The organism is Paenibacillus sp. NPDC057934, assembly GCF_042887565.1.
Taxonomy (GTDB): domain Bacteria; phylum Bacillota; class Bacilli; order Paenibacillales; family Paenibacillaceae; genus Paenibacillus_AQ.
Map to the genome: position 1 here is coordinate 464,406 of NZ_JBHVPB010000006.1, position 15,333 is coordinate 479,738.

The window sequence follows — 15,333 nt, forward strand, 5'->3', positions numbered from 1 at the left end:
GGACCGATTGACTTCGATGGAGTCTACAGGATGGATGAATGAGAACTACTATACTTCCATCGCAACGGCCGGTTCGCCACATGAACTTAAGATAAAGCGCATCGCCTGTCAAAATGTGCTTCTCCAGCAGTTGAACATGATTCCGATTGGGGAATGGCTGTCACGCGTGAATGCCATGCATGACCTCATCGCCAAGGCTGCTGTGCAAATATGCGAGGCGCAGATGAGAGAGGCGGGCTACGGCCCGCCTCCCTGCGCTTATTCCTTTATCGTATTCGGCAGTGCGGGCCGACAGGAAGCTACATTATGGAGCGACCAGGACAACGGTTTAATTGTGGATGGGGAACCGGATGGAGCCAAGAACCGGTATTTTGAGGTCTTCGGTACTTTGCTATCCGATGTGCTGGAAGAAGCGGGGTATGAGAAATGCGAAGGCAAGGTCATGTGTTCCGAGCCCATGTGGCGCAAGACGCTCCAGGAATGGAAGGAACAGCTTGAAGGATGGAGAAACCAGCTGGAATGGGAGCCAGTCCGTTATCTCATTATTGCTTCAGATATGCGTCATGTCGCTGGGGACGTTGAATTGTCGGCACAATGGTTGAAGGCTTACCACGAAGGATTTATTGGCAATGAGAAGCTCAGCGTTGCCGTATTGCGTAATACAGTTCGTCACAAGGCGACACTTAACCTGTTAGGTCAAGTGCTTACTGAACGTTTCGGAGATTACGCTGGAGGATTTGATATCAAATACGGCATGTATATCCCGCTGGTTAATAGTGTAAGGCATTTGTCTCTACTGCATGGAATTCAGGAGAGTGCTACCTTGAATCGGCTTATGAAACTGGAGAAACTTGGGCAGTATGATCATCTGGTAGATATCCACACAGCCTTCCTGACAGCGCTACGAATGCGATCCAATACATCTTATATCACCCAGGATGGATTGTTGCTCAGCAGTGATTATGTGTCGGAGCAGGACCTTAAGAACAAGCAGTTGATGTCGGATTTGCGTGGAAGTCTGCTATTGGTCAGGCGTATTCACCGTGCTTTGCAGAGACAGCTTAGAGCAGCGGAGAGGAGACAGTCATGAAGGAGCCGAACAAGGGCGGCGGATTCTGGAACAACTTGAGACAAGGTGGGATGCCGTCGGCGATTGCTTCTATGCGGGGCGGAGAAACGGCGCAGCAGACCGCCCAGCAGATGGCTTTTATCCGCTCGCTGATGCGGGAGAAACGACGGCCCGAGGTGCTGCATACTCCGTTGTCACAGCTGGAGACGGTGATTTTCGACTTGGAGACAACAGGCTTTTCTCACCAGCACGGGGACGAGATTATGTCCTTCGGGGCGATTCGGGTAGTGGGGGAGGAGATCAAGGAGGAAGAATGCTTCTATACCTTGGTCAACTGTCAGACGTCCATTCCGGGTAACATTACGGAGCTCACAGGAATCTCGGAGGAAATGACCAGGACAGCGCCGCCTCTGATGGAGGGGCTTCATAACTTCATGTCCTTTGTAGGGCAGCGGGTGCTGGTGGCTCATGCCAGTGCACATGACAAAGCTTTTCTAAATGCGGCCCTTTGGAAAACCTCCAAGGTTCAGCTAACTCATCGTGTGTTGGATACGATGATGCTGGCTAGATGGCTGGAGCCACAGCGGAGCAACTATACGCTGGATGAACTGCTGGCCGTACACAGTATACCGATTACAGAGAGACATCATGCTCTGGAGGATGCCAAAATGACGGCGCAGCTCTGGGTGGCTTACCTTCGTGAGATTGCCAAGCGGCGTCAGGTGGAGACGTTAGGTGATTTGTACGCTTATTTAAGCAGAGCCTAGCACCACTAATTCATAAAAGTCATTATGTGTATAACCGTGGGCATGGGGATACAAAACGCAGCGGGTAAGGCGCTACGCCTGCGCTTGACACGAGCTGTCGATGCGCATGCCTCCCGCTGCGGCAGCAACCGGCAGGACTCCTGATGTATGACGCGGACAACTGGACAGCGGGTGCCTCCCCAGCGCTTGCTGTAAGAAAGACTCCATCCAATGGATTGGACATTTCTCCGGCGGTCTGTCAATTGTTCACCCCTCTCTTCATTTGGGTTTCGTCCTTTGCGGCGGAATCCTTTTTTTATCTATCACAAATTTATGGATGGTTTGAAACTTTACCGAATGGGGGTACAATAGTAAGAAACTATCCCATTTCGCAAAGGAACAGACGCCAATGAAAGCTGTTAATAAACGGAATTTAGCGGTAGTAACCTTGATTGTTATTCTGGTTGTGCTTGTAATGTGGCGGGAACGGGGATCAGAGGCGGTAGCTGTATTCAAGTCGCAGGAGCTGCCCACTGAATCTGGACCGCGTGCCGGATTGCTGGCGCCAACGTTAACCCTTCAAGGAAGTGACGGTAGCACATACCAAGTAGGCGGCAAAAGAGAAAAAGCCGTTCTGCTCAATTTTTGGGCTTCTTGGTGCGATCCTTGCCAGCAGGAGGCTCCGGAGCTGAATGTCATAGCCGCAAAATATAAGGGCACGCTGGATATTTACGGCATCAATGTGACCAGCCATGATTATAAGCCGAATGCCGAACGCTTCGTGAAGAAGTTCAAGCTGACATTTCCGGTGATGTACGACCAGAAGGGTGAGGCCTTTGCCAAATATAACGGTGCAGTCTTTCCCACCAATGTGCTTATTGACAAGAACGGTGTCATTTCCGAGATTATACTTGGTATCCTGACGCCGGAGGAACTGGAAGCGAAGATCACCGCGCTCACTGGTTCTTAGGCAATAAGAATAATTGGAAAAAGCCCACTTTCAGCAATCAGGCTGCTGAAAGTGGGCTTTGCTGTGTTACGGCTTCGTTAATGGTTAACGAGGCCTCTTGGCTCATGATCTTCAAGCTGCTCATGCACTTGGGAAATCTGGCCAAGCAGAGCATAACGCATACTGTCGACCAGTGCTTCCCAACTGGCTTCAATGACGTTACTGGATACACCAACGGTACTCCAGGTTTGATGATAGTCTTTCGACTCGATCAATACGCGTACTTTCGCCGCTGTCTGATCCTGTTCATCCAGAACCCGTACCTTGTAATCGGAGAGGTGCATTTCCTTAAGCTGTGGGAAGTAGGTTAGCAGAGCCTTGCGCAGCGCGTTGTCGAGTGCATTGACCGGACCATTGCCTTCCGCGGCAGTATAGAGGCTCTCTTTTCCAACACGGATCTTGACAAAGGCTTCGGAGACAACGGGACTGCCAGCATTTTTCTCCACCAGCATCTTGAAGGACTCGAAGACAAACAGTTCATTCACTTCACCCGTTGCTTCACGAAGCAGCAGCTCCAGTGAGGCATCTGCGCCCTCGAACTGATAGCCTTGATGTTCCAATGTCTTGATCTTGTCGATAACTTTGCGAGCCTGTTCGCTGCTAGGATCAAGATGAAGCCCCATATCCTGAGCTTTCGATAATACGTTGCTCTGTCCTGCGAGTTCCGAGACCAGAACGCGCTGCTTATTTCCGACAAGTTCGGGAGCAATATGCTCATAAGTACGAGAATCGCGCAGGATGGCGGAGACGTGAATACCGCCCTTGTGAGCGAAAGCAGCATTTCCTACATAGGGTTGATTCACAGGCATGTTCACGTTGGCTACCTCGCTGATAAAGCGGGCAGTGTTGGTGAGCTGTGACAGGTTGTCGCCCGGAATACAGTGGTAACCCATCTTAAGCTGCAACGTAGGGATGATGGAACACAGGTTGGCGTTGCCGCAGCGTTCGCCGTAACCGTTGATGGTTCCCTGAACCTGACGGACGCCTGCGCCGATGGCACTAAGCGCATTGGCCACCGCCAGTTCGCAATCATTGTGGGTATGGATCCCAAACTTGGCCTCTGGAAGCCGTGCCGACAATGACGTGACGATCTCCTGTATTTCATGGGGAAGTGTTCCGCCGTTCGTATCGCACATGACCAGCCAGTCTGCGCCGGCTTCTCTTGCTTTGGCCAGGACTGCAGCGGCATATTCGGGGTTGTTTTTATAGCCGTCAAAGAAATGCTCGGCATCAAAAATAACCTCAAGGCCCTTGTGCTTCAGAAAGGAAATGGAATCCCCAATCATGGCGAGATTCTCCTCTAGTGTTGTCTGGAGTGCGGTATGCACATGGAAATCCCATGACTTACCTACGAGTGTGGCTGCAGGCACGCCCGCGTCAATCATCCGCTGCAGATTGTCGTCATGCTCAGCCAGGGAGTTCTTGCGGCGGGTGCTGCCGAAGGCTGTGATTTTGGCGTTCAGGTGTAGTTCCTTAACTCTTTTGAAAAATTCGATGTCTTTATTGTTGCTTCCCGGGATGCCACCTTCAATATAGTGCACACCCAGATCATCGAGTTTCTTGGCGATCTTCAGCTTGTCGTCGGCCGACAGACTGATACCTTCACCTTGGGTGCCGTCGCGCAACGTTGTATCGAAGATGGAGATGGACTTTGACATGATAGTCCTCCTTAAGGAAAATGAATTCATACATTATAGCATTTTTACGCGGGAATGTAACAGAGAACTTTTTTATGCGGCAACGTGGCAGAGAACACTTGTGCTAAAGAAGGAGGCTCCGTGAGTTGACCTTCGCTCTGAGGAGCGGTATTCTAGTTCTGACAATAGAAACCATAAGAGGATAGAGGGTAGATATTGTGCAGAATGTTGATCAATATTATCCCGCAAGCGGCCGGGTGATCCTGCATGTGGATATGAACGCTTTTTACTGCTCTGTCCATGAGGCGGAGGACCCGGATCAATATAAGGGCAAACCGACGGCAGTGGCCGGGAGCGTGGAGATGCGCAAGGGGATTATTGTAACTTGCTCCTATGCTGCGCGCCGACAAGGAATCTCTACGGGAATGCAAGTGCAGAAGGCACTGAGGATCTGTCCTTCGTTGACCGTTATTAAACCAAACTTTCATTTATACCGCAAATATTCGAATGCGTTCATGCAGATTGCCTATAGCTACACTCCTTTGCTTGAAGCGGTCTCCATTGATGAATGTTATCTGGATATTACCGGTTCCCGCCAGTTTGGCACACCGATGGAGATTGCGGAGAAGATCCAGCGCCGCATTATGGAGGAACTGGGCCTCCCTTGCTCTATTGGAATTGCTCCGAATAAACTCTTGGCTAAGATGGCTTCCGATCTGAAAAAGCCGAGTGGTATTTCCGTGCTGCGGCTGCGCGATGTGCCGAATATTCTGTGGCATAAGCCCTGCAACGAAATGTTCGGGATCGGCGGGAAGACGGCGGAGAAACTAAAGAAGCTTGGGATTTACAGCATTGGACAGCTGGCTGCTGCTGACGAGCGGATGCTGACTGAGCATTTTGGTGTAATGGGCTCCTGGCTGAAGCGGGCAGGCAATGGGATCGATCATGGCATTGTCAACCCGGAACGGGAACAGAGTAAGTCCATCGGGCATACGACCACTCTGCCCCGGGATGTTGTAGGCATCGCGGAGGCCCGGCCCATCCTGCTCAACCTGAGCGACCAGGTGGCAAGAAGGCTGCGCAAGCAGGGCCTAGTAGCCGCTGGTATCCAGTTGACCATCCGCACGCCCGATATGAAGACGATCACCCGTTCGCGGCAACTGGATGCACCTACAGAGACGGCTGAGGATATCTACAAGGCGGCTTGTGACCTGTATGTGCGCCACTGGCGGGGCGACAAACCTGTGCGCCTGCTTGGAGTGACCTCTCAAGGGTTGTCTCTCAAGGAAGAGGCGGCGATTCAACTGGATCTTTTCGATTACGAACGCCAGCCCAAGAAGGAATCGCTCAACAAGGCCATGGACATGCTGCGTAATAAATTCGGCGAAAATGCGGTGCTGACGGCAGGGATGCTGAGTGATACACACTCCTCGCTATTGCGAAACCATAAGGATCGGGGCACCTCGCTGCAGAAAGATAATCTCGGCCATTTGGAGCGGGAAATAGATTGAATTAAGGGCGTGACTGTCCGCTCAGATCAGCAGTCGTATTTTAAGGCAGAAATGCAAACGTCTTGAAATATCATTGAAATTGCCTTCCTTTTATATTAATATGAGAAAAATAACAGACCGTTCTCACGGTGCTGCATTGTTTAACAGGAGGCAAAGATAAATATGGCTAAGTACACTTGGGTCGAGAAAGATACTTGCATTGCATGCGGTGCATGTGGCGCAACGGCCCCTGATATTTATGATTATGATGATGAAGGCTTGGCGGAAGTTATTTATGAGAATGACAGAAACCAAGGCGTAATGGCAATACCAGACGATCTGTTCGACGATCTGCAAGATGCTTGCGACGGATGTCCAACCGATTCCATCAAGATTGCGGACGAGCCGTTTAATAAAGAAGGTTAATTCACCCGCGATATTATCGTCATACGACATAAAAGACATCCTTAGGCCCAATTTTGGTGCTAGGGATGTCTTTTTTTTCTTGTTCAGCCGATAGTAATAATGAAGGAATCTTTAAATAGCGGAGGTCTCGATGAAAAATATACAACATCTCAAAGCCTATGTGCAAATGCATCCTGATAACAAGATGGCATGGTACTTGCTTGGGAAGGAATATTATAAGAACGGACAGCATGGCAAAGCGAACTATTGCTTTAATCAGGCCGGGGATGTCTATGAAGCGTTCGAGCATAGTAAAGTACCTGCGGAGATGCTTCGTGAATACGAGGAAGGGCTGCTTCAGGCGGAACGAGAGCGAGTGGGGAAAAGAAAGAAAATTCGCCGCGCCCTGCTGGCGCTGGTCTTCTTGCTGATGATAGCTATTCCCTCGGCAGCTGCACCGGGGCTTGTCCGCCAATGGGAGGCCGATGGGGCTTCGGCTGCGGAGGATTCAGACACGGTTGATCCAGTAGAGGTACCTGCCATAGCTGTACCGGGAAATAGTCAGACTCTGGCTAAGTCCACGCTAGCCTTTACAGCGGTCGAAAGTGGAGGCGCTTCCTCAGCTGGCAAGCTGCTGGTCACGATGCTCGGTAGGGGGCAGCCTGGTTCCAAGACAGCAGTGCTCGGTATGAAACGTCAAGGAGAATGGCTGATCTGGAAGAAGCGGCTGCCACTGATTACTGCACTCGAAAAGAAGGGTAATGGAGCCATTGAGTATCAGTCCTATGAGCCTGCTGTCTGTAACTGTGAGCCGCCGGAGCATGGCGAGCTGGCCAAACGGGCCGGAGAGTGGCAAGACGCTCAGGAGGAGCAAGCTGTGCTGTGGAGCGCGATGAAGGCCTACCAGTCCGCTAAGGGGAAACTACCAGATTCCTTGAAGGAACTTGCAGGACCGTTTCCCGGGAATTGGTTAGGGGGTACCACGCCGACTATGAAGCAGGCGTTTAAGCCGCTCAGGGCGGCGGCAAGCCCGGGGGCCAGTGGTAATCAACCGGAACAGCCAGCTACGTCGCAAGCGACTCAGGGGACTGACGAGAGTGGGTCAGGGGCCAGTGGCGGGACACAGGGCCAGCCCTTTTTTGCCAGCCCGCTTACTATTATTGTAGATAAACAAACACACCGTCTGGCAATCGTCAGCGGCTCGGTGATGTTACGGAACTATGAAGTAGGCCTTGGTGGAGACCGTACCCCTGAAGGGCGTTTTGCGATATCGGATAAGGTTGTTAACCCGAATGGGCATGACAATGGAGAATTTGGTAGCCGCGGTATGCAGCTCTCTGACACGAATTATGCCATTCATGGCACGAATGATCTGAACAGCATTGGCAAGGATGAGTCATTGGGCTGTATTCGGATGAGACGCGGGGATGTAGAGGAATTGTTCGCACTGGCGCCTAAGGGAACGAAGGTAGAAATCAGCAGAGGGGTTCTGCCTGCAGAACTGCTGCTGCCGAAAGAACGCTTCTCGTCGGCAACTTCAGAGAATCAGACCAACCCCCATAAAAAGTACCACTGGTTGAACTAATTGCCTGCTACAATTAACAGAACAATAATCAGAATGATAAGCAGAACAAGGCTCACGCCGATCCACAAGAGGGCTTTGCGGTTTACTTCTTCCTTCTTCTGCTGCAGTGTAGGGGGTTTACGTTTGGTTGACATACAGTTCGACCTTCCTTCTCTTATAATCGGTGATTACCCTTACATTGTAATGCGTTTACAATAAAATTACTATACTTGGCGTCCGGGTCCTTTGGGGCGGGAAAGGGCAAAAAACTTTTCTTTTCACCCGGAAAAGGCTAAAATCAAGTAGAAACCTACAGAAGCGGGGAGACTTAAGCACTAGCAATGACCCCATGAAGGAGCGAGAATGGTGCTGTATCGTAATTTTGGAAAACCAATTTTCTTCAAAATGGACCCGGAAAAGGCGCACCATCTGGTCGTTGGCGGCCTGGACAAAGCAGCATTCATGCCTGGTGGCAGCGCGGCTCTGCGTCTGATGTACGGGGTGCCGGAGACGGCTGACATGGCTGTCGATTTGTTTGGCGTTCATTTTCCTACGCCGGTGGGACTGGCTGCGGGCCTGGATAAGAACGCGGCAGCGGTGCCGGGATTTTCTTCCATCGGTTTTGGTTTTATGGAAGTGGGGACGGTGACGCCCAAAGGACAGCCGGGCAACGAGAGCCCGCGGTTGTTCCGCCTGCCCTCAGACGAGGCCCTGATCAACCGGATGGGCTTCAATAATGAAGGGGCCGAGGCTATGGTCCAGCGCCTGAAGGCACTGAAGCACCGTAGAATTCCGGTTGCGGTTAATATTGGACGGAACAAGGCGACAAATAATGAAGCAGCTCATGAGGATTATCGCCAATGTATCCGTACGCTGTATCCGTACGGTGATTTTTTTGTGGTGAATATTAGCTCGCCGAATACACCGGACCTGCGTAGCCTTCAGCACGGCAGTGAACTGTCGTTCCTGCTGGCCCAGGTCAAGGAAGAGATGGAGATTCAGCGCAAGGCGACCGGACTGAACAAAAGCCTGCTGGTGAAGATCGCTCCCGACGTGAGCGACACCGAGCTGGAATATATGGTACATACGCTGACGGAAGCGGGGATGGACGGTATTATCGCTACTAATACTACGATAACCCGCGAGGGGCTGAGTCACGAGAAAGCGGGAGAGGCCGGGGGGCTCAGCGGCAAGCCGCTGCGTGACCGTTCTACCGAGATTATCCGCAAAATCTACAGCCAGACCGGCGGCAAGATGCCAATTATCGGTTCAGGCGGGATTTTTACCAGTCAGGATGCCTATGACAAAATCCGGGCGGGCGCGAGCCTAGTTGAGATTTATACAGCCCTCATCTATGAGGGTCCAGAAGTGAACCGGAAGCTACATGCCGGATTGCGGCAATTGCTGCGCCGGGACGGATTCCGTACACTTTCCGAAGCGGTGGGCGCGGATCATCACTGAGGAAGACGAAAGGACAGGAGGACGAAGGCGATGGACGGAAGGGATTGGGGAACTTTTTTACTTCCATATGAGCAAACAGTGGAGGAACTGAAAGTTAAGTTTAAGACCATGCGTTCGGAGTTGAAAAAAAGAGAGGAATATACGCCAATCGAGTTCGTAACCGGCCGGGTAAAACGGCTCTCCAGCATTCTGGAAAAGGCCAAGCGCCTGAATGTGAAGATGGAAGATCTGGAGACGGGCATTGAGGATATCGCCGGCATTCGCATTATGTGCCAATTCGTAGAGGATATCCGCAGAGTGGCTGAATATATCCGGGCCCGCAAGGACCTGGAAGTCCTCTATGAGAAAGATTACATCACCAATTATAAAGATAGCGGCTACCGTAGCTTTCATATGATTATTAAATATCCCGTGCAGACTGCATTGGGCCAAAAAATTGTGCTCGCCGAGATTCAGATCCGCACACTGGCGATGAATTTCTGGGCGACGATTGAGCACTCGCTGAATTATAAATACCGCGAAAGCCTGCCGGATGTCATCCGAGGGCGCCTGAAGACGGCAGCGGAGGCGGCTTCGATCCTTGACAGTGAAATGTCCAGCATTCGTGAAGAGATTCTGGATGCCCAGAAGACATTCGAGGAGAACTCAAACACAACCACACAAGTGCTGAAGGCCATTCACCAGTTGTATTTCTATCATCTGGTCAATGAGGCCATCGAAAGCCAGGCGCGGTTCAATGAGATATGGCAGGCTCATGATATGGAAGCTATGAAGGAATTACTGGATCATGTCCGCGGCCTGCTGTCGGAAGCGAAGAAGGGCGATTTGCCGGATGGTTTATGAACCGTTGTATCTGGCATATCTGGTCTACTTTAACCGGGACAGAGATTATTTTGAGTGTCATGAAGTGCTTGAGGAGCTGTGGCTTGCCAAGGACAAGGACCCGTTATATAAGGGGTTGCTACAGGTAGCCGTTGGACTATATCATTTCCGGAACAACAATGTTCGCGGCGGTAGAATGATGCTGCAGGGAGCGGCGGCCAAGCTCGAGAATTATCCGGCGCAGACACTCGGTATTGATCTCGCAAAGCTGGTGGGTGAAGTAAAGGAGTATGGTGTTCGTCTGGAGAATTTCGCTGATCAGCCGTTTCCTTATTTCGATCTTACCATCGACATCGCTGATCACGACCTGGCGGAGCAAGTGAGAGTTGCGGCTACAGGCATCACGCCGAATATTCCCCAGCGTAGGGGCCCGCAGCGACCGGACCGGGCACACCCGAAACACAAGTAAGTCAACGCTCTTATTCTTTTGGAATTCGATTTATAGAATAAGCAGTCTACTTTAAGGGGCACCCGCAAGGGTGTTCCTTGAGTCTTTCATCACCCTATTTAGCAGGAGGACGGCATCATGGCGGCACAACTGCCCAGCACTTTCACCCAGCGGATGAAGGAACTGCTGGGAACGGAATATCAGCAATTTGCGGACACCTATAAGGAGACTCCATATGGAGGCATCCGGGTGAACACGTTAAAAATAACGGTGGAAGCCCTGCGGGCGCTTACGCCGCTTGGGCTTGAGCCTATCCCGTGGTGTCCTACGGGATTTTATACTGAAGAAGGGGCGCGTCCGGGTAAGCATCCCTATTATCATGCGGGCTTGTATTACATTCAGGAGCCGAGTGCTATGGCTCCGGTGGAACTTCTGGGCGTAGAGCCCGGCGACCGTGTACTTGATCTGTGCGCGGCTCCCGGGGGCAAATCCACGCAGATTGCCGCCAAGCTTCAGGGCGAGGGTCTCTTGATCAGCAATGATCTGCATTCCGAGCGGACCAAGGCGCTGGCCAAGAATCTGGAGCTGTACGGCGTTCGGAACGGGATCGTACTGAACGAGAGCCCGGAGCGAATCGCGGCGGCGTTCCCTGGCTTTTTTGACAAAATCCTGATCGATGCACCTTGCTCCGGCGAGGGAATGTTCCGCAAGGACGAGGACATGGTGCGTCAGTGGGAGCCGGATACACCGGCCAAATATGCGGCTATGCAGCGGGAAATTCTAAACTCGGCCGCAATGGCGTTGGCCCCAGGTGGAACGCTTGTCTACTCCACCTGTACCTTCTCCCCAGAAGAGAATGAAGGTAGCATTGCAACCTTCCTCGCGGCGCATCCGCACTTTTCGGTAGTGCCCGTGGGCGGCACCGGATCGTTCGCGCCGGGATTCGGCGAGCTTGCCGGTACGGCACGGCTGTGGCCGCACAAGGTGAAGGGCGAAGGTCACTTCATGGCCGTGCTGAGGCATGACGGCACCGCGAAGCCAGGTGCCGAAGTCGATACGGCTGACGATGTAACACTGTCAGCCGCGGCTCGGCCTAGGAAGGGCAAGGCCGAGTCTGGTAAGTCTACCGTGCGCCGCGCGGAGAACGGGCGCGGCAAAGGCGGGCGGCCAAGCGGCCGAGACGGTGGCCGGGGTGGTCAGGTCTCTGCTGAAGAGACCGCGCTGTCTGCATACCGCGACTGGGCTCGCGAACAGCTAAGCCCGGAGCCTGAAGGTCACCCCGTGCTGTTCGGTGACCATCTGTACCTGTCGCCGCTGCCACAGGCGACACTGAACGGGCTTAAGGCGGTTCGTCCCGGTTGGTACCTGGGACAGGTCCGCAATGGCCGGTTCATTCCCGGCCATCCGCTGGCGACCGCGCTGCGGCCTGAAGAAAGCAGCCGCAGTCTGTCGTTGTCTAGTGCCAGCGGGGAGGCAGTTTCTTATCTTAAGGGAGAGACTTTGGCGATCCCTGAGGAGCGACTGGTCGTTAAGCCTGGAAGTCCCTTGAAGGGCTATGTGCTGGTCTGCATTGACGGCTACAGTGCGGGATGGGGCAAATGGCAGGATGGCATGCTGAAGAACGAATATCCCGCTGGATGGAGGTGGACGTAAGATGGGAGCTTCAGGTAACAGCAGCAAGAAGCAACGCTTGGATAAAGTGCTGTCCCATATCGGAGCCGGTTCACGCAGCGAGATTCGTAAGCAGGCCAAGCAGGGCCTCATTACAGTGAACGGTACCGTGGTCAAGGACAGCGGTATTCATGTCGACCCTAATCAAGATGTCATAGAAATTGGCGGCCAACGTTTTACGTACCGCGAACATATATATCTTATGATGAATAAACCCCCCGGCGTTCTCTCGGCAACGGAAGACCGCCGGGATCGGACTGTAATTGACCTGCTGGACCAGGAATACGCGCATTTCGAACCGTTTCCGGTCGGCCGGCTGGATAAGGATACGGTAGGACTACTTCTGCTCACCAACGACGGCAAGCTCGCTCACGAACTGTTGTCCCCGCGCAAACATGTGCCCAAGACTTATGAAGCCACAGTGGAGGGCGAAGTGGATGCTGCCGATGTAGCGGCCTTCGCAGCCGGTGTGGAGCTTGAAGACGGGTATGTGACTCTACCCGCGCAGCTGACCATCCTTAGCCGCGAGCGCGGCAGCAAAGTCATCTCGCAGATTTCGCTTACGATTACCGAAGGGAAATTCCATCAGGTCAAACGGATGTTTCAGGCCGTCGGCAAAAAGGTAGTCTTCCTGAAGCGTGTATCTATGGGCGGGCTGAAGCTGGACGAAAGCCTGCCGCAGGGCGCCTGCCGCGAACTGACGGCTGAGGAGCTACGTTTGCTGGATGCGGGTAGAGAAGGGTGAGGTCGGATAAAGGGCCGCTGGGCTCCCTGCTGATTAATAATTTTATGAGCAAGCCGTAATTCGGGTGACTCAGCTATAGCTCGGAGGCCAAATTCACCTTGGCACAGGGGAGTAGCAGAAAATAAAGGAAAAATGGTACCTTAATTAGGCTGAATAAACGAAAAAAGAGCGATTAAAGGCAAAATTGCACACTAAATTCTTCCTTTCGCTGCTTGATGGGTGTATTCACGAAAAATAAGGTGCATTAATGCCCTTATTCCTTGGCCCATGGGTGTATTCTGTAAATTAAGGTACAAGATTGCCCTTATTTTATAACCTGTTATAGTTGGTGCTGGAATCAAAGTATTCTATACTGCAGTGGCTGCTCAAATGATTGCAGAATACTGGAGCAAGACTCAGGCAATTCATGGGGCTACTATAGGGGAGCTATGAGGAGTACCAAGGATGCGTCCGAAGTTGATTCATCTGAGATATATAACCTGTGGTGTGCGTTTCATACAGTCACATAAATAATGGACCTCGCTAAGCAGATAACAAACAAAGACAGACAAGGATGGTGGAGTATGAAATACAAGCTAATTGCGCTGGATGTCGATGGAACACTGCTCAATGATGATCATCAACTAAGTGAAGAGAACGTGCAAGCTATTGCCGAGGTAACGCGACTGGGTGGCCGAATTGTATTGTGCACAGGGCGCAGCCCGCAAAATTCAATTCCTTTTATGCAGGAGATGGGATTGTCGGGTTATGTTTTGGGTCATAACGGCGCAGCCACGGTACGCGTAGAAAACCGGGAAGTGCTGCATCAATACGGTCTAGACGCCCGCGGACTAGATCCTTATATCGAGTACTGCCGCGAGCGCGGGATGCACTTTGACATCAATACGGCTTTTGATATGTATGTGGACAATGTAGAGAACCTATCCAAAGAAGCTAATCATATGTATGAGAATTTTCAGGTTGTACCAGCCTCGCTGCCGGCCTGGGAAGATTTCCGGGAGCCGATCGTGAAGTTCACTGTGTTCTCGAAGCCGGATATTCTGGATGAAGCAGAACGGGAATGGGGCACCTGGACACAGCAATATAACATTTTGCGCAGCGGGGAATTTTTCATTGATTTTATGAACCCAGAAGCGTCCAAAGGGAATGCACTAAAAAACCTGGCAGCAGATCTCGGCGTTCCTAGGGAGGAAGTTCTATCAATCGGCAACTACTTCAATGATATTTCTATGCTGACCTATGCTGGTCTGGGTGTAGCGATGGAGAATTCCCCAGTAGAGGTCAAAGCGGCCGCTGATGTCATCACTGGCACCAACAATGAACATGGCGTACGTGATGCGCTCGTAAAATACTGTTTGTCCTAAAGTGATAAGTGGAGAGAACAAGACATATTAAAAGGTTAGTTATAAAAGACTGTAGACACAGATCAGCCGATAAAGGTGATGAGTGTTTGCGGTCTTTTTTATCAGAGCAGGCAATTCTTTGGTTGAGTGGGGTAAATCAGGCCGAATCACTGAAATTTTGAGCGTATAGGCATATTAGAATCTTTTTTAAATATTGCATTAAATAGTAACTATTTGTAAAATTAAATACAATAAATGTAATGCTAAAGATGATGAACAAGGCTTATTCGACGATGCTTTCCTGGGCTTTCCACGGGATTGCGATAAAAGAAGATGCCGTTATGCTGGACATCGGCTGCGGTGGTGGTCAGACCATACATAGATTTGCGAAAAATATAAACTTTCCAAGATTTACGGTGTTGATATTTCTCCGCAATCCGTAGAAACCTCAACACACGAAAATAGGGAAGCAGTGGCAAGCGGCAGGGTCAAGATCAGTACAGGTCAGGTCTCAGCATTATCTCTTTATGAAGAGACTTTTGGATATTATAACAGCTATACAGACCCATTATTTCTGGCTGGTTCGGCCGGATCTGCTAAAGGATGTACAAGAGGTATTCAGGGTGCTTAGGCGCAGTTGCTCAGGCAGACCGGGTTTAAACCAATGAAGATTCAAGAGAACTGCACCTGGAGATGTTATGTAGGGACAAAATAATCTAACTATAACTAAGTGAAATTAACATTCGAACAGAAGACTAGACATTATTCTGGTGAAGTTACCGTCTAGTTAAGAGTGAAAAAAGGTCCATCTCCCAACTAACAGCATAATTGTACCTCTGTCAATAGAGTGGACACAGTAAATAGGGTCAATTCGCGAGTTTTAGATTGCTGTAGTAAAGTGACTCAAAACGATCTGGAGACAG

14 protein-coding genes are annotated in these 15,333 nt (G+C 51.2%); 12 read left to right on the forward strand and 2 right to left on the reverse strand.

Going from position 1 to position 15,333, the window contains the following annotated elements:
* The first annotated feature begins 16 nt into the window (after positions 1 to 16).
* From ACFVRY_RS16895 to ACFVRY_RS16905, 3 genes are all read left to right on the forward strand, one after another.
* Positions 17 to 1,090, forward strand: a complete 1,074-nt coding sequence (locus ACFVRY_RS16895) for a DUF294 nucleotidyltransferase-like domain-containing protein (protein WP_387501418.1) — start codon at positions 17 to 19, stop codon at positions 1,088 to 1,090.
* Positions 1,087 to 1,836: an exonuclease domain-containing protein gene (locus ACFVRY_RS16900; RefSeq protein WP_387501382.1), complete on the forward strand. Its 750-nt coding sequence runs from the start codon at positions 1,087 to 1,089 to the stop codon at positions 1,834 to 1,836. The genes ACFVRY_RS16895 and ACFVRY_RS16900 overlap by 4 nt, the downstream gene beginning before the upstream one ends.
* Positions 1,837 to 2,224: 388 nt before the next feature.
* Positions 2,225 to 2,785: a TlpA family protein disulfide reductase gene (locus ACFVRY_RS16905; RefSeq protein WP_387501383.1), complete on the forward strand. Its 561-nt coding sequence runs from the start codon at positions 2,225 to 2,227 to the stop codon at positions 2,783 to 2,785.
* Between the two features lie 77 nt (positions 2,786 to 2,862).
* Here ACFVRY_RS16905 and cimA read toward each other — a convergent pair whose 3' ends face one another.
* Positions 2,863 to 4,482 (reverse strand): citramalate synthase, encoded by a 1,620-nt coding sequence (gene cimA / locus ACFVRY_RS16910; protein ID WP_387501384.1) that lies wholly within the window; start codon positions 4,480 to 4,482, stop codon positions 2,863 to 2,865.
* Positions 4,483 to 4,679: 197 nt separating this feature from the next.
* On the opposite strand from cimA, the gene ACFVRY_RS16915 reads away from it, so the two are divergent.
* The 3 genes from ACFVRY_RS16915 (at position 4,680) to ACFVRY_RS16925 (ending at position 7,941) form a co-directional block, all read left to right on the forward strand.
* A complete protein-coding gene (locus tag ACFVRY_RS16915; RefSeq protein WP_387501385.1) occupies positions 4,680 to 5,972 on the forward strand; it encodes a DNA polymerase IV in 1,293 nt (430 codons plus the stop codon).
* 162 nt (positions 5,973 to 6,134) lie between these two features.
* Positions 6,135 to 6,377 (forward strand): ferredoxin, encoded by a 243-nt coding sequence (locus ACFVRY_RS16920; protein WP_387501386.1) that lies wholly within the window; start codon positions 6,135 to 6,137, stop codon positions 6,375 to 6,377.
* Positions 6,378 to 6,507: 130 nt separating this feature from the next.
* Positions 6,508 to 7,941 (forward strand): L,D-transpeptidase family protein, encoded by a 1,434-nt coding sequence (locus ACFVRY_RS16925; RefSeq protein ID WP_387501387.1) that lies wholly within the window; start codon positions 6,508 to 6,510, stop codon positions 7,939 to 7,941.
* Here ACFVRY_RS16925 and ACFVRY_RS16930 read toward each other — a convergent pair.
* Complete coding sequence (locus tag ACFVRY_RS16930) at positions 7,938 to 8,075, reverse strand: hypothetical protein (protein ID WP_387501388.1); 138 nt, start codon at positions 8,073 to 8,075, stop codon at positions 7,938 to 7,940. The genes ACFVRY_RS16925 and ACFVRY_RS16930 overlap by 4 nt on opposite strands.
* 211 nt (positions 8,076 to 8,286) lie before the next feature.
* Between ACFVRY_RS16930 and ACFVRY_RS16935 the strand changes: the two genes are divergently transcribed.
* The 6 genes from ACFVRY_RS16935 to ACFVRY_RS16960 all read left to right on the forward strand — a co-directional run bounded on the left by ACFVRY_RS16935 (position 8,287) and on the right by ACFVRY_RS16960 (position 14,431).
* Positions 8,287 to 9,381 carry a quinone-dependent dihydroorotate dehydrogenase gene (locus ACFVRY_RS16935; RefSeq protein WP_387501419.1) on the forward strand — a complete coding sequence of 365 codons (1,095 nt, stop codon included), beginning with the start codon at positions 8,287 to 8,289 and terminating at the stop codon, positions 9,379 to 9,381.
* A 30-nt stretch (positions 9,382 to 9,411) separates the two neighbouring features.
* Positions 9,412 to 10,224: a GTP diphosphokinase gene (yjbM, locus tag ACFVRY_RS16940; RefSeq protein WP_066371771.1), complete on the forward strand. Its 813-nt coding sequence runs from the start codon at positions 9,412 to 9,414 to the stop codon at positions 10,222 to 10,224.
* Positions 10,214 to 10,672 carry a DUF309 domain-containing protein gene (locus tag ACFVRY_RS16945; RefSeq protein ID WP_387501389.1) on the forward strand — a complete coding sequence of 153 codons (459 nt, stop codon included), beginning with the start codon at positions 10,214 to 10,216 and terminating at the stop codon, positions 10,670 to 10,672. Before yjbM ends, ACFVRY_RS16945 begins: the two co-directional genes overlap by 11 nt.
* Positions 10,673 to 10,789: 117 nt before the next feature.
* Positions 10,790 to 12,304: an RsmB/NOP family class I SAM-dependent RNA methyltransferase gene (locus tag ACFVRY_RS16950; protein ID WP_387501390.1), complete on the forward strand. Its 1,515-nt coding sequence runs from the start codon at positions 10,790 to 10,792 to the stop codon at positions 12,302 to 12,304.
* A gap of 1 nt (position 12,305) precedes the next feature.
* Positions 12,306 to 13,067, forward strand: a complete 762-nt coding sequence (locus tag ACFVRY_RS16955) for a pseudouridine synthase (RefSeq protein WP_175374374.1) — start codon at positions 12,306 to 12,308, stop codon at positions 13,065 to 13,067.
* Positions 13,068 to 13,630: 563 nt separating this feature from the next.
* Positions 13,631 to 14,431: a Cof-type HAD-IIB family hydrolase gene (locus ACFVRY_RS16960; protein WP_387501391.1), complete on the forward strand. Its 801-nt coding sequence runs from the start codon at positions 13,631 to 13,633 to the stop codon at positions 14,429 to 14,431.
* Positions 14,432 to 15,333: the final 902 nt, after the last annotated feature.

What these genes read in the sequence shown, in the direction of transcription:
- ACFVRY_RS16895 (WP_387501418.1), top strand. Translation starts at nt 17, where the DNA reads ATGGAGTCTACAGGATGGATGAATGAGAACTACTATACTTCCATCGCA.
- ACFVRY_RS16900 (WP_387501382.1), top strand. Translation starts at nt 1,087, where the DNA reads ATGAAGGAGCCGAACAAGGGCGGCGGATTCTGGAACAACTTGAGACAA.
- ACFVRY_RS16905 (WP_387501383.1), top strand. Translation starts at nt 2,225, where the DNA reads ATGAAAGCTGTTAATAAACGGAATTTAGCGGTAGTAACCTTGATTGTT.
- cimA (WP_387501384.1), bottom strand. Translation starts at nt 4,482, where the DNA reads ATGTCAAAGTCCATCTCCATCTTCGATACAACGTTGCGCGACGGCACC.
- ACFVRY_RS16920 (WP_387501386.1), top strand. Translation starts at nt 6,135, where the DNA reads ATGGCTAAGTACACTTGGGTCGAGAAAGATACTTGCATTGCATGCGGT.
- ACFVRY_RS16925 (WP_387501387.1), top strand. Translation starts at nt 6,508, where the DNA reads ATGAAAAATATACAACATCTCAAAGCCTATGTGCAAATGCATCCTGAT.
- ACFVRY_RS16930 (WP_387501388.1), bottom strand. Translation starts at nt 8,075, where the DNA reads ATGTCAACCAAACGTAAACCCCCTACACTGCAGCAGAAGAAGGAAGAA.
- yjbM (WP_066371771.1), top strand. Translation starts at nt 9,412, where the DNA reads ATGGACGGAAGGGATTGGGGAACTTTTTTACTTCCATATGAGCAAACA.
- ACFVRY_RS16945 (WP_387501389.1), top strand. Translation starts at nt 10,214, where the DNA reads ATGGTTTATGAACCGTTGTATCTGGCATATCTGGTCTACTTTAACCGG.
- ACFVRY_RS16950 (WP_387501390.1), top strand. Translation starts at nt 10,790, where the DNA reads ATGGCGGCACAACTGCCCAGCACTTTCACCCAGCGGATGAAGGAACTG.
- ACFVRY_RS16955 (WP_175374374.1), top strand. Translation starts at nt 12,306, where the DNA reads ATGGGAGCTTCAGGTAACAGCAGCAAGAAGCAACGCTTGGATAAAGTG.
- ACFVRY_RS16960 (WP_387501391.1), top strand. Translation starts at nt 13,631, where the DNA reads ATGAAATACAAGCTAATTGCGCTGGATGTCGATGGAACACTGCTCAAT.